Source organism: Flavobacterium sp. ACN6 (genome assembly GCF_002304005.1).
Lineage (GTDB): Bacteria > Bacteroidota > Bacteroidia > Flavobacteriales > Flavobacteriaceae > Flavobacterium.
The window spans coordinates 127,864-140,756 of record NZ_MRCQ01000003.1 but is presented as its reverse complement, the minus strand read 5'-3'; the positions used below and the strand labels follow the sequence as shown (position 1 = coordinate 140,756).

The following is a 12,893-nucleotide window of genomic DNA, read 5'->3' as shown; positions in this document are numbered from 1 at the left end:
TAAAGTATAATTATGAAAACAAAATATATAACAAAAGGATTAATTGCTTCATTAATGCTCATGCTTGCTTTTTCTAGCTGCGAGACGTTTAATGAGCCAGTAATAGAAACTTTAGACGTAAGCAGAGAATTTTCTCCAATTGGACTTAAAGCAACAATTAGAAATCAAACCACAGTCGAATTAAATTGGACTGTTAAAGCAGATGAAGATGCAGATCATTATGTAGTAGAGTTTAGTGCAGATGATCCAGAATTTAAAACGATTTATAAAACAGTAAATGTTGCTCCAACAGAATTACCTGTACAAGTACCTCTTGAAGGAGAAACAGTTTATTCTATCAGAGTAAAATCAGTAAGTTCTGTAGGTTTAGAAGATTCGAAATGGTCTATAACTACTGCTACTACTTTATCTGAACAATTGATGAATGTTGTTCAAGATGCTGATATTGAAGCAAAACAAGTTACTTTAAGATGGACTCCAAACAGCAATGTAACACAAATTGTTGTTAATCCAGGAAACATAATTCATGCAGTTACGCCTGCAGAAAAAACGGCTGGAGTGGCTTTGGTTACAGGACTTGTGGGAGAAACAGATTATACCGCTTCTTTGTTTAACGGAGCGAAGAAAAGAGGAGAAAGAACTTTTAAAACAGGAATCGACATCGGAACAGGAATTTTAGTTAAGCCTGAAGATGATTTAAACGCAAAAATTACTGAAGCGGCAGCTGGTGCTGTCTTAGTATTAATGCCGGGAGATTATCAAGTATTTAAGGGTGAAATTATTTTAAATAAAACAATTACACTTCGTGGATTGCGTCCGGGCGATAAGCCAAAATTACATGTCAAATTCACAGTAAGTGCAGGAACAGCAAACCTGTCTTTAATTGATTTAGATTTAGAAGGCTCTGGTGTTGGCGACAGTAATTTTATTACAATTTCTGGTGCAAGTACAACTTATGGAGATATCTTAATTAGCGGTTGTTATGTTCATGATTATTTACGTGCATTAATTTATGGAAATGCTAGTACAGCAAAAGTTGCATCATTTACAGTAGACAACAGTATAGTTAAAAATGTAAATACTAATGCGCAGGCAGATTTTATAGATTTTAGAAATACGTATGTTGCTAATATAGTCGTCAAAAACAGCACTTTTGATACTTGTTCAGTTGGACGTGATTTTGTTAGAACAGATGCTGTAGCGCCTGCAAACGGTTTTTCAGGAACTGGTTTAACTACAAACGTATTAATTGACAGCTGTACATTGTATAAAGTATCAAATACGGCAGCACCAAAAAGAATTTTGTATTTACGTTTTGGATCAAACACATCAACGGTAAGAAATACATTAATTGTGTCTACGACTGGAATTTATACAAATCAGGCAGGGACCACTTTGCCAACATTTAATAAAAATTACTATTACGAGGCAGCAAGTTTTATTGATGCTACTATTGCAAATAATAAAATTGATGCGTCTGCAACTACTGCAAATCCACAATTTGTAAATGCTGCAACTGGAGATTTTACTGTTAAAAATCAAACTATGATTGATAATAGAATAGGAGATCCGCGTTGGATTAAATAAAATTTCATGGTTAATAAATAGGAAAAGCGGTATGCAAGTAAAATTGTATGCCGCTTTTTTGTTTTAGTCTCGGTTTTTAGTCTCAGTCTCAGTTTTCAGTCTCAGTTTTCAGCTGCGACTGCGACTGAGACTGAAAACTGCGACTAAAAACTACTCAATAGCTAAATCAAATTTTTGCAATAAACCTGCAAGTGCGGTGTGCGAAACTTTTGTGCCTTTTATTTTGTTATCTGAAGGATCAAAAGCATAATTTCTGGAAGTCTTAAAATCTGTTTTTTCCAAAATACATTCCACGAAAGTGGCATTAGAGAGATCACAGTTTTTAAAAACAGACAGAGATAAATCGGTGTTAGAAAAATCAGCTTCTTTTAGAGAACAATCTATAAAGTTGGTTTTCTTTAGTTTTTTATAAATGAAAGTAGAATAGTCTAAAATACAATCCTGAAAATTCATCGAAAACAAAAAGCTGTTACTCGCGCTGAAATCTAAGCCCATTAATTTACAGCCAATAAATTTTATGTTTTTTAGTCCCGTATTTTTAAGAACGGCTAGAGAAAGATTACAATTTTTAAAAGTCGAATCTAAAAAGTCGTTATGACTCAAATCGCTTTTTGAGAAATTACAATTGATGAATTCGCAGTTGACAAATTCGGTGTCCGATAAACGTTGTTCAGAATAATCTACAGTATCAAATGTGCGATTTTGATATAATTTGGTTTCCATATAATTTGGTGAAAAATGTTGAAGTAATTTTATTCTAATTCGACGCAGTCAAAAATGCCATTATTTTGAATTAGATTTGGAATATCTAATTCACTGTCAATTCTTAAAATATTATCGCAGTCTTCAAGATCAAAATTCCACAACACATCTGGCAGTAATTCATGAAGGAGAACAGCAGCCGACTCAAATTTTGAAACGCTGTCAACAGAAGTTTTAAATACATAAATCATAATTTGCATAATTTTGAACAGGCAAATTTCTGAAAAAAGTAGTGCGTTTTGTTAGGATTCTATAATCAATAATTAGGACTTATCAATCATTTTTCGGTATCGGATTGGTGAAATTCCCTCTGCTTTCTTAAAAAATCGGCTAAAGTAAGATTGGTCTTCAAAACCTATTCGTATTGCGATTTCACCTACAGAAAGTGTAGTTTGAAACAGCAGATATTTAGCTTCTAGTAATATGTTTTCGTCAATCCATTTTACGGCAGATTTTCCAGTTACCGATTTTACGCATTTATTCAAATGATTAGGCGTGACATTAAGCAGCGAAGCATAATAATTAACTTGATGCTGCGTCTTTATTTGATCATGAATAAGCTCCTTAAATTTTCCTGTAATAACCTCAGCAGCCGAAATGCCTTTAGTAGATTTTACAGCATTTTTATTCATTTCATAAAATAAAGTAATCAGATACGACTGAACAATATTCAAATCAGTAAAGGCTGTTTCGGAATACTCCTTTTTTAATCGTTCTAAAATATTGGTAATTGCACTTATATCTTGAGGCGTCAGCGTAATTTTAGGATTTCCGGAAATTTTTAAAAAATCAAAATCATTGAGTAATTCGCGGCTTCCGTATTTTCTAATTAAAATATCAGGATGAAATTGGCAGATATAGCCTTTATGTATATTGTTAACATTGTCAAGTGAGAAAATCTGTCCGGCAGGAACCATGATAATTTCATTATTGGAGGTTGTATATTCCTGATAACCCAATTTCATGACATGCTGACCTGAAGAAATAAAAATTAAGGTATGACAGGAATGTTTAGAAGGAGGAACAGGATGTTGTATCTGCATTACTTCTTCAATTTCAAGGCAGAAAAAATGATCAGAATTTGATTTGAAAAGCAAATGAATAGGATTGTCTTCTCCTAGAAATTTCTCCCGAAATCCTGTTGGTCCGTAGGTTTTTATTTTTTCCGTGCCTTTTGTTTTCATCCTTAATAATATAATCTGAAATCAAGCAGTTTGCACAAATTGTAATGTTTCATATAAAGATCTTCAACCACTTCAATCAAATTGTCGTTTTCCTGATACAAACTAAAGAACGCTTTGTCAATCGTACTGCAGCTGGCAATTTTATTATAAGTAGAACCATAACCAGAAATAGCTCTTGCGCCCGTTATGTCAAGAAAATACTGTGCTTCATCTTCAGTTAAATCTAAAACTTTAAGATTGGCAAAATGAATAATTTTACCTTTCATTTTACCTTCAAAAAGTTCAGCGATCTCTTCTAAGCTGTAATAATAATTATGAAGACAGATATTATTTTCCTGTCCCGGCATTGCAAGATAAATGATTTCGTAATCTTTGAAATTATGATCTTCGTAAAGTAAAATATTCAAACTTTCTTCTAAGCCTTCAATAGTATCACAAGTTTTATGGATACTGGCAATACCTTGGTCAATAGCCAATTCTTCCAGACATTTTACCACATGTGTTGGAGTAAGATCGTCTATATCTGGAACACCTTCTAGGCAGAAAATAAATTTTTCATTATCCATACAGTTGCGCTTTCTGATTTTTAAGGATTGAAATTTCTTTGTTTTTTGATTTTAGCAAAAGTATTTTTTCTGAAACAAAATCTAGCATAGAAAACAGAATTTAACTTGCTTTTTGGAATTTATGCAGATACTTCTTTACATAATTATTTAACCGTATTTTTGTGGACTGAAAATTACAATTATCCATGATACAGATTAACGAAAAGCAGTCATTTGCTCTTGAAGATATATTATTCTCATTTGCATTGGAATCAGAAGCAGCAGAAGTTTTTAAAGGACACAATACTTTAATTACAGGAATCGGAAAAGTAAATGCAGCTTATGAATTGTCAAAGGCAATCCAAAAGAAAAGACCTTCGATAATTGTGAATCTAGGATCGGCGGGAAGCAGTTGTTTTCAAAAAGGCGAAGTAATCTGCTGTACCAAATTTGTGCAGCGCGATATGGATGTGCGCGGTTTGGGTTTTGCACAATATGAAACGCCGTTGTCGAATTTACCTCCAATTCTGGAATACGGTTTGTTAATGGATAATTTGACTGAAGGAATCTGCGGAACTGGCGACAATTTCGAAATGGGACATTGTTCTGATGCTTATAATGTTGTCGATATGGAAGCCTATGCTTTAGCCATGATCGCCATGAAAGAAAACATTCCGTTTTTATGTCTTAAATATATTTCTGATGGTGCCGATGATAATGCTGCCGAAGACTGGACGGTTCAGGTTCATAAAGCAGCTATTGCTTACGGTAAAATTTTAGGATTGATAAAAGAATCAGAAGCCATTTCTTAGTTGAAATGGCTTTTTTATTTTTAAATTCAAGATATGTTTGCTTTAATCGATAGTATATTTTTTATAAAATAGATATTTTCCATTTTCTTTCCTATAAACACTAAAAATAGGAGTATTTGATTTTTTTGAAATAGAGTCTCCTATTTTTAGGTCAAAATTATTCTTAAATGTAGAATCAATTCTCAATCCATTTTGCAAATAAAATTCAGTCGTTCTTAATTGCCAATTATTTCGCAGATCAAAAAAAACTGATTTTAAAATTAGAAAATTCTATAAATACTAAACTGATAAGTATTTGATGGGGTATTTTAAAGAAATGAATGAGTTTGATTTAATAGAGCTTTAAAGAAACTTTTTAACTTTATGGTTTTCATTTTTTGATGAGAAACTAATTAACTATTGAAACCAAAATGATTTTATTATGAAGAAAATTGTCATGTTGTGCTGTACTTTTCTGTTTTTTGGAAAAGCAATGGCGCAGGAAATTCCTTTACTATCCAATATTTCATCTCGAAACAATATTACGTTAGACGGAAAATGGAGATATATTGTAGATCCTCTCGAAAACGGATATTATAATTATCGTTTAGAGCCTTTTAAAGACAATGGCTTTTTCGAAAATAAAAAATTCAACACGACAGAACTGAGTGAATATAATTTCGCAACCTCAGCAGTTATAGATATTCCATCTGATTGGAATTCTAAAGAGCAAAGATTGTTTTTTTATGAAGGAACAGTTTGGTTTGAGAAAGACTTCAATTATAAAAAGAATTCTCAAAGTAAAGGGATTCTTCATTTTGGAGCAGTCAATTACGATGCAAAAGTGTATGTAAACGGAAAATTGGCAGGAACTCATGTTGGTGGTTATACACCGTTCAATTTTGATGTAACCGATTTATTGGTCGACGGAAATAATTTTGTTGTAGTAAAAGTTGACAACAAACGCCATAAAGATAATGTACCAACGGTAAATATGGATTGGTGGAATTACGGCGGAATCACCAGAGATGTTACTTTGGCTCAAGTTCCGAATACTTATATCGAAGATTATCTGGTTCAATTGGATAAAAAAGAAAAAGGAAAAATTTCTGGCTGGGTAAAGTTGAACAGCGAAACGGCAAATCAAACCCTTTCAATAGCAATTCCAGAATTAAAAATCAAAAAGAATATTACAACCGATGCAAAAGGAATGGCTTATTTTGAAATTAAAGCGAATCCCGTTTTATGGACGCCTGAAAAACCGAAATTATACGACGTAATGGTAAGCAAAGCCGATGAAAATATTTCAGATAAAATTGGTTTTAGAACTATTGAAACAAAAGGAAAAGAAATTCTGTTAAACGGAAAAAAAGTCTTTTTGCGCGGTATCAGCATTCACGAGGAAGCGCCTTTCAGATCTGGCAGAGCTTGGTCGGAGGAAGATGCGGTTACTCTATTATCTTGGGCAAAAGAATTGGGTTGTAATTATGTTCGTCTGGCACATTATCCGCATAACGAAAACATGGTAAAGCAAGCCGAAAAAATGGGATTAATGATTTGGTCTGAAGTTCCTGTATATTGGACCATTTCGTGGGCAAATCCAGATACTTATGCCAATGCCGAACGTCAATTGCACGATATGATTTACAGAGATAAAAACCGCTGTGGAATCGTTATTTGGTCCATTGCAAATGAAACACCGCATGGAGATGACAGAGATATTTTCTTAAGTAAACTGGCAAAATACGCCCGAACACAAGACAGTTCTCGTTTAATCAGTATGGCGATGGAAGTGACTTCGAGCGCCAATAATGTCAATACACTTCATGATAATATGAATGAATATGTAGATATTGTAAGTTTCAACCAATATTTAGGCTGGTACCGAGGAACGAATGAATCTTGTAAAGACATGAAATGGGTGATTCCGTATAACAAACCTGTTATTGTGAGCGAGTTTGGCGGCGAGGCATTACAAGGTTTACACGGCGACAAAAAAGAACGCTGGAACGAAGAATATCAGGAAGAATTATACATTCAAAACACGCAGATGTTTAATCGTATCGAAGGTTTAGCAGGAGTTTCTCCTTGGATTTTAGTAGACTTTAGATCGCCGAGAAGACAATTGCCAAACATTCAGGATTTCTTTAATCGCAAAGGTTTAATTTCAGATCAAGGAATTAAAAAGAAAGCTTTTTATGTAATGAAGGGTTGGTATGCGGAGAAAGAAGAGGAATATAAATAAGTTAGTAGTTAAATAAAGTGAAAAAACCCTCAAAATCAAAAACTGATTTTTGAGGGTTTTTTAATATGTTCCGTAGGAAAATCTCATCGGTAGAAAAATTAGATAATCATCATTATTTTACGTTCCGAAGGAACGTTTCGTGTTGATATGATTTTTTTAAATCCGATCAGACATTCCTACGGAACGTAATTTATTGGGTTGTTATTTTTTTTTCTACCGATGAAACATTCCTATGGAATGATGATTGGGTAGAAAAAATGAAAAGCTCTGTTTTTATAAAAAATTACTTCACCAAATAATCAACCTGATCCGCTTCGCAAAGTCTAAAGTAACCCATTGCGTAATTATTTACGTTGTTATTATTGATAATATTTCCTCTGATATTTCCAGGAGGAACAGAAAAAGGATTGGAGCTTGAAGCTTCTAAAATTAATTTCATGTAATTGAAAAAGTTTTTAGAAACACCTCTATGTGTAATTTTTACAGTATTTCCCGCCTTCATATCTTCATCAGAAAATCTTGTACTGATTTCATTTCCATTATAAAATTCATCATTTGTGTTTTCATATTCAGGAAAAATTAGAAATTCACTTTGATAATCGGTTAAATAAAAATTAACTTGATCTGCAGGATCTGTATAATAAAAAGTCAGCTCGATTACATCTTCTCCGCCAAAATCGGGAACGAGGGCTTGTTCCACTTTAGTAATTGGAGTTACAGACGTTAATTTTTCTGCAGCTGTAAAACTTTGTCCCTCGGCTTCAACAAATAATTTATAGTCCATGTCGATTACTGGAACAAAATTGTTGCATTTATAAACTCCCGCTTCCGTTTCTGTAAAAGTAAAAACGTCACCATTGCTATTTTCAACACGTACCTGCGCGCCCGAAACTTTTGGCGTTGTCTCGTTATAATAAGGAGCAGTTTTACTGATTTTTATAGTTTGTTCGTTTCCAGTAGTTCCTTTTTTCCAGATAATTTCAGCATCAATTACTAATCTTGTTTCGCCAGTTTCCAAATCAAGATTTACAACATCTTCACAAGAAGTAAAAGACAATGCCAGCAAAAGAGTTAGTAATGCCAATGCTTTATTCATTACTCTATATTTTTTCAATTTATTCATAGCATTAAAATTTAAAATTATAAGAAACTCCAGGTACAATTCCGAAAATAGAAAGTCTTCTCGTTTCATTAGCTCCCGTATCATCATTAGTGGTAAAACTCATAGAAGCAGCATTTTTTCTGTTGTAAACATTATAAAGGCTGAATACCCAATAGCTTTGCCATCCTTTCTTTTTGTCTGGTTTTGGAGTGTAAGTTGCCGCAACATCCAAATGGTGGAAAAGAGGCAGTCTGTTTTCGTTTCTTAAAGAATAATTAGGAACATTGATTCCTCCAAATTCATAATATCCATTAGCATACGTTACCGGCTGACCCGACTGTAAAGTAAAATTACCATTAAAAGACCATTTCGGATTCAATTCGTAACTTCCTACAATGCTTAAATTATGCAATTTGTCATATCCAGATAAATACCAATCTCCATTAGCAATTCCTGGTTCTTCAGGAGTTCTTCCAGCTGTTTTTTGTTCTGCTCTAGATAAGGTATAAGAAACCCATCCCGTAAAATTTCCTGTATTTTTTCTAAATAATAATTCCAATCCATAAGATCTGGCTTTACCATTTAAAATAACCTGTTCGATATTATTGTTGGCTAAAACATCGGCACCGTCAATATAGTCAATACGGTTTTGAACTTTTTTATAAAATAATTCTCCTTCAAAAGAATAATCACCGTCTCTGAAATTTTTAAAATAACCCATTGCATATTGATCCAAAAGCTGCGGTTTAGTAAAAGGCCCGCTTGGCGTCCAAATACTCATAGGCAGGGGTGACTGTGTATTTGATAGAATATGAATATACTGCGCCATTCTGTTATAACTTGCCTTTATAGAAGTATCATCATTAAATGAATAAGATAAAGCGGCTCTCGGTTCAAAATTATTGAAAGTACTTATGGCTTGTCCCTTTTTATAATTTATGGTTCCCGTTGGAATTCCTTCTTCATAAATTTTATATAACGGATTGTATACGACTGCCTGACCATTTTCGTAAGTACTGATTTCTTCTCCGCCTAAACGGTAAAACGAACTGTAACGAAGTCCGTAACGGAAATTCAATTTCTCTGTAATTTGATTTTCAAAATCGATATAAGCAGAAGTTTCTAACGCAAATTTTTTATCCAGCTGTTTGTAATTAAACTGAGAATCACTACTTGTTGGCTGTACAACGCCAGGATTAAAATTATAATACAAGCCATCAATTCCGTAATTGATTTTAAATTTTTCTGAAGTTTGATAATTCCAAGCATACTTCAGTCCGTAACTGCTAATGCTGCTGTCCCATTCGAAATTTTCTGTAGAAAGTCCCAAATTGAATCTGTAATCGCTGTAAAAAGCAGATAAATTAGAATTTAAGTTATCAGAAAATTTATGTTTCCAGCTTAAAATTCCCATTGTACTTCCGTATGTGCTCGAAAAACGTTCATTAATATCAAATAAATCATTTCCTAAATAACCAGAAAAAGAAAGAGTATTATTTGGGTTGAAGCGATAATTGAATTTAGCATTCAAATCATAAAACATGGCAGAGTTTTTATTGTCTGCCAGTTTCATGAACAAATGCGCATACGAAGCACGTCCGGAAAGGATGAACGAACTTTTCTCTTTTTGGATTGGTCCTTGAACCAAAAGGCGGCTCGAAATAATTCCGATTCCTCCATTTACTTTATATTCTTCGAAATCTCCAGTCTGCTGTGTTACATCCAGAACAGAAGAAACACGTCCTCCAAATTTAGACGGAATACCGCCTTTATATAAATCTAAACCGTTTACAATATCTGCATTAAAAATGGAGAAAAATCCAAACATATGCGAATCTGCATAAACAGGAGCGCCGTCTAAAAGAATCAAATTCTGATCGGCTGCACCGCCGCGGACATTAAAACCCGATGAAGCTTCTCCAGCATTGGTAACTCCAGGCAATGTCAAAATAGATTTTAAAGGATCCGGTTCTCCCATTGCAACTGGGATTTTCTTTATTTCCTGCATCGAAAGTCGGTTCACGCTCATTTGAGTCGTTTTGATATCAACCGCTTTATTGTTCATCACAATAACTTCTCCCAATTGCTGGCTGTCCGATTCTATTTTGAAATTAAGCGTAAGATCATCATTTACGGTGATACGTTTTTCTTCATTTTTAAATCCGATGTAGCTAATGGAAACAGTATAACTTCCGTTTGGAATTTCGATGCTGTATTTTCCATTTTCATCTGTTATGGCACTGGTTCCCAATTCTTGAATAAAAATATTGGCACCAATAACAGGCTGTCTTTCCTCATCAAGGATTTGACCTTTTAGCCTGCTTTTTTTTTTAGCTGCTTTCTGAGTTTGAGCTTTCTGCTTTACAAAAATATTATTTCCCGCTATCGAAAATTGTATAGAGGAAATCTTGTTTAATTCATTAATAAGACTCTTGATTTCGGTCTGCTTAAAAGTGCTCTTTTGATTAAAATATTTTTTGCTGGTATCAATTTGATCTGTAAAAGCAAATTTGAAATCCGATTGATTTTCAATTTGCTTGAAGAATTCTTTTAAGGTAACATTTTGATCTACAGTTACTGTAACGCTCTGAGCAGACATACATAAACTGAATAAAAAAAAGCATGCTGAAATTATATGCTTCATGAAATTTTGTATTTTTGAATATTATTAAATGGAATAACTTCGTGTTATCCTGATTATAAGGAGGATGTGTAGTTTCGCGGCTTACATCCTTTTTCTTCCTATTGAAAAGTAATCTGTTTTAGATCTTCATTTATTTCAAAGTTTAGGTTATACATTTCTGCTATTAATTGTACAATTATTTTTAAATCTTCTTTTTTATTGATTCTAATTGTGATTTTTTGGTTTGAATATTCTTGTGGAATAATCACTTTATAACCATAATTATCTTCCATATAAATACCGACAGCTGTTAATTTTTCATTGTCAAAATCTATAAATCGGCTGAATTCTGCAACTGAAGCAGTTTGGTTTCCATAAGTAAATTTCTCACCAGGTTTTAGAATCCATTTTTGATTTTGGCCTTTTACATTCATTTGAACACTTCCTTCATAAAGCTCAACCGTTACATCTTCTTTTTCAGATTCTTTCACAATAAAAGAAGTTCCTAAAACAGTCGTTGTGGTTTCATTACAAAAAACCTGAAAAGGATGCTGTTTGTCTTTTTTAACTTTAAAATAAGCCTGACCTTCCATTTCAATTTTTCTGTTTAAGGCAAAATCTTTCCCATAAGAAATTTTAGAATTCGGACTCAATTCTACTTTTGAATTATCGGGTAAGACCACATATTTTATTTTCGTAGTCGTATTTTCAATCACGTTTCCGGCGATAACAGCTTTTTCAGCCAGCGGTTCGTTGTTAAAATAAATTCCAGTTCCGATAAGAACAAAAAGTAAAACAGATGCCGCTGCATAATAACGCCAAGGTTTAAATTTCTTCTTCTTATTGGTAAAAGCTTTTGCTTGGAATTCTTCCCAAGAAGCTCCTTTTGTGCTTTCTGAATGTGAAGCTGGAGTTTCGTTCCAAAGCTTTTTAAACTCTTCGTCTAAATTTTCCTTGTCCATTTTTTTTGGTGTTAGAGTTTCTGGCAATAAAATCCTTGTTTATTAAAAACACCATAAACCATTTCCTTAATGTCTCTGTTGGTTTCGATTCTTAGAATTCTTTCGCGATTTTTGAAATCAAAATATATAATACAATCAGAAATAATGAACTGCAAAAGAACCACAATTAGGCTGGCATCTTTTTTAGTTCTAACATTTGTTTTATACGCTTCAATGTGCATTTTTTGTTCTTGTTTTTATATATAACAAACGAGAACAGAAAAGTTCCTAATGATCTGCGATTTTTTTTCGAATAAATTTACTGGCGAGGTAAATATGATTGGCGATGGTCTTTTCAGAAAGATCCGTTATTGCTGCAATCTCCTTATAGCTAAGGTTTTCCAGTTTGTGTAAAGTAAATATTTTTTGTTGCTGCTCTGGAAGCTGATTAATGAAGTTTTGAAGTTTTTCTTGTCTTTCTTCAAAAATTCCAGAATCAGATTCCTCTTCGTCTAAGATATCAACTTGAAAAGTGTCAAGCTGCACTATTTTATTTTCTCTATTGACGTGATTGAGAATAATGTTTTTGCAGATTGTAAACAATTGCTTGTCAAACAAAACATTTTCATTAAGTAATTCTCTTTTGTTGTAAAGTCTCAAAAAGCTTTCCTGAACAAAATCTTCTGGAGTAAGTACGGTGAGATTAAATCGTCTGGCAATGTTTATCAGCTTATCATAGTAATTGAAATAAACCTCTTTGAAGGCCGCTTCATTACCTTTTTTCAAACTTATAATAAACTTTTTATTGTCCATAACGAAAATATCGCGACTAGTTTTTAACTAATCAAAACTCATTGGTCTTAACATTTATTGCATTCAAAAAAAGATTGATTTTAAAAGATGAATGTAATAAGTAACAAAGAACTGTAATTTAATTTTATATTTTGACGCTGTTATTGGAAAATGTTACAAGAAAATGGATGTTTTTTGTTTTGATAATTGATGTTGAATATTTTATTTCAAAAGTAATTTTGATTTACCGCCTAACTTCCAAAAATGTATTCTATTTTAGAAACAAATTTGCAAAAGCAAAATTAAATGTAAATTCTTACA

The 12,893-nt window shown here is 32.9% G+C and carries 12 protein-coding genes; 3 read left to right on the top strand and 9 right to left on the bottom strand.

Translation table 11 applies throughout. From position 1 onward, the window contains the following. Positions 1 to 12 precede the first annotated feature (12 nt). Positions 13 to 1,587, top strand: a complete 1,575-nt coding sequence (locus BSF42_RS05970) for a DUF5123 domain-containing protein (RefSeq protein WP_095952198.1) — start codon at positions 13 to 15, stop codon at positions 1,585 to 1,587. Between the two features lie 150 nt (positions 1,588 to 1,737). On the opposite strand, the gene BSF42_RS05965 is transcribed toward BSF42_RS05970, so the two are convergent. The 4 genes from BSF42_RS05965 to BSF42_RS05950 form a co-directional block, all read right to left on the bottom strand. Further along, positions 1,738 to 2,310: a pentapeptide repeat-containing protein gene (locus BSF42_RS05965; RefSeq protein ID WP_095952197.1), complete on the bottom strand. Its 573-nt coding sequence runs from the start codon at positions 2,308 to 2,310 to the stop codon at positions 1,738 to 1,740. Between the two features lie 29 nt (positions 2,311 to 2,339). Further along, on the bottom strand, positions 2,340 to 2,540 hold the full coding sequence (locus tag BSF42_RS05960) for a hypothetical protein (protein ID WP_172426645.1): 201 nt from the start codon (positions 2,538 to 2,540) through the stop codon (positions 2,340 to 2,342). Between the two features lie 72 nt (positions 2,541 to 2,612). Then, positions 2,613 to 3,533, bottom strand: coding sequence for an AraC family transcriptional regulator (locus BSF42_RS05955; RefSeq protein WP_095952195.1), 921 nt, complete (start codon positions 3,531 to 3,533; stop codon positions 2,613 to 2,615). Between the two features lie 2 nt (positions 3,534 to 3,535). Further along, the gene (locus BSF42_RS05950; protein ID WP_095952194.1) at positions 3,536 to 4,099 is read right to left on the bottom strand and encodes a DUF6642 family protein; all 564 of its coding nucleotides are present in this window, start codon (positions 4,097 to 4,099) and stop codon (positions 3,536 to 3,538) included. Between the two features lie 185 nt (positions 4,100 to 4,284). On the opposite strand from BSF42_RS05950, the gene BSF42_RS05945 reads away from it, so the two are divergent. Both BSF42_RS05945 and BSF42_RS05940 read left to right on the top strand, forming a co-directional pair. Further along, positions 4,285 to 4,890, top strand: coding sequence for a nucleosidase (locus BSF42_RS05945; RefSeq protein ID WP_095952193.1), 606 nt, complete (start codon positions 4,285 to 4,287; stop codon positions 4,888 to 4,890). Between the two features lie 421 nt (positions 4,891 to 5,311). Next, positions 5,312 to 7,114, top strand: a complete 1,803-nt coding sequence (locus BSF42_RS05940; RefSeq protein WP_095952192.1) for a glycoside hydrolase family 2 protein — start codon at positions 5,312 to 5,314, stop codon at positions 7,112 to 7,114. A gap of 283 nt (positions 7,115 to 7,397) precedes the next feature. Here the strand turns inward: BSF42_RS05940 and BSF42_RS05935 are convergent, their stop codons facing one another. From BSF42_RS05935 to BSF42_RS05915, 5 genes are all read right to left on the bottom strand, one after another. After that, the gene (locus tag BSF42_RS05935) at positions 7,398 to 8,237 is read right to left on the bottom strand and encodes a DUF4249 domain-containing protein (RefSeq protein WP_253250994.1); all 840 of its coding nucleotides are present in this window, start codon (positions 8,235 to 8,237) and stop codon (positions 7,398 to 7,400) included. 4 nt (positions 8,238 to 8,241) lie between these two features. Next, positions 8,242 to 10,860, bottom strand: a complete 2,619-nt coding sequence (locus tag BSF42_RS05930; RefSeq protein WP_095952190.1) for a carboxypeptidase-like regulatory domain-containing protein — start codon at positions 10,858 to 10,860, stop codon at positions 8,242 to 8,244. Positions 10,861 to 10,958: 98 nt separating this feature from the next. Further along, complete coding sequence (locus BSF42_RS05925) at positions 10,959 to 11,801, bottom strand: FecR family protein (RefSeq protein WP_095952432.1); 843 nt, start codon at positions 11,799 to 11,801, stop codon at positions 10,959 to 10,961. 11 nt (positions 11,802 to 11,812) lie between these two features. Further along, complete coding sequence (locus BSF42_RS05920; protein WP_057117728.1) at positions 11,813 to 12,022, bottom strand: hypothetical protein; 210 nt, start codon at positions 12,020 to 12,022, stop codon at positions 11,813 to 11,815. A gap of 46 nt (positions 12,023 to 12,068) precedes the next feature. After that, on the bottom strand, positions 12,069 to 12,593 hold the full coding sequence (locus BSF42_RS05915) for an RNA polymerase sigma factor (protein WP_095952189.1): 525 nt from the start codon (positions 12,591 to 12,593) through the stop codon (positions 12,069 to 12,071). Positions 12,594 to 12,893 lie beyond the last annotated feature (300 nt).

Coding starts and splice junctions, on each gene's coding strand:
- BSF42_RS05970 (WP_095952198.1), top strand. CDS start 13: ATGAAAACAAAATATATAACAAAAGGATTAATTGCTTCATTAATGCTC.
- BSF42_RS05965 (WP_095952197.1), bottom strand. CDS start 2,310: ATGGAAACCAAATTATATCAAAATCGCACATTTGATACTGTAGATTAT.
- BSF42_RS05960 (WP_172426645.1), bottom strand. CDS start 2,540: ATGATTTATGTATTTAAAACTTCTGTTGACAGCGTTTCAAAATTTGAG.
- BSF42_RS05955 (WP_095952195.1), bottom strand. CDS start 3,533: ATGAAAACAAAAGGCACGGAAAAAATAAAAACCTACGGACCAACAGGA.
- BSF42_RS05950 (WP_095952194.1), bottom strand. CDS start 4,099: ATGGATAATGAAAAATTTATTTTCTGCCTAGAAGGTGTTCCAGATATA.
- BSF42_RS05945 (WP_095952193.1), top strand. CDS start 4,285: ATGATACAGATTAACGAAAAGCAGTCATTTGCTCTTGAAGATATATTA.
- BSF42_RS05940 (WP_095952192.1), top strand. CDS start 5,312: ATGAAGAAAATTGTCATGTTGTGCTGTACTTTTCTGTTTTTTGGAAAA.
- BSF42_RS05935 (WP_253250994.1), bottom strand. CDS start 8,237: ATGAATAAATTGAAAAAATATAGAGTAATGAATAAAGCATTGGCATTA.
- BSF42_RS05930 (WP_095952190.1), bottom strand. CDS start 10,860: ATGAAGCATATAATTTCAGCATGCTTTTTTTTATTCAGTTTATGTATG.
- BSF42_RS05925 (WP_095952432.1), bottom strand. CDS start 11,801: ATGGACAAGGAAAATTTAGACGAAGAGTTTAAAAAGCTTTGGAACGAA.
- BSF42_RS05920 (WP_057117728.1), bottom strand. CDS start 12,022: ATGCACATTGAAGCGTATAAAACAAATGTTAGAACTAAAAAAGATGCC.
- BSF42_RS05915 (WP_095952189.1), bottom strand. CDS start 12,593: ATGGACAATAAAAAGTTTATTATAAGTTTGAAAAAAGGTAATGAAGCG.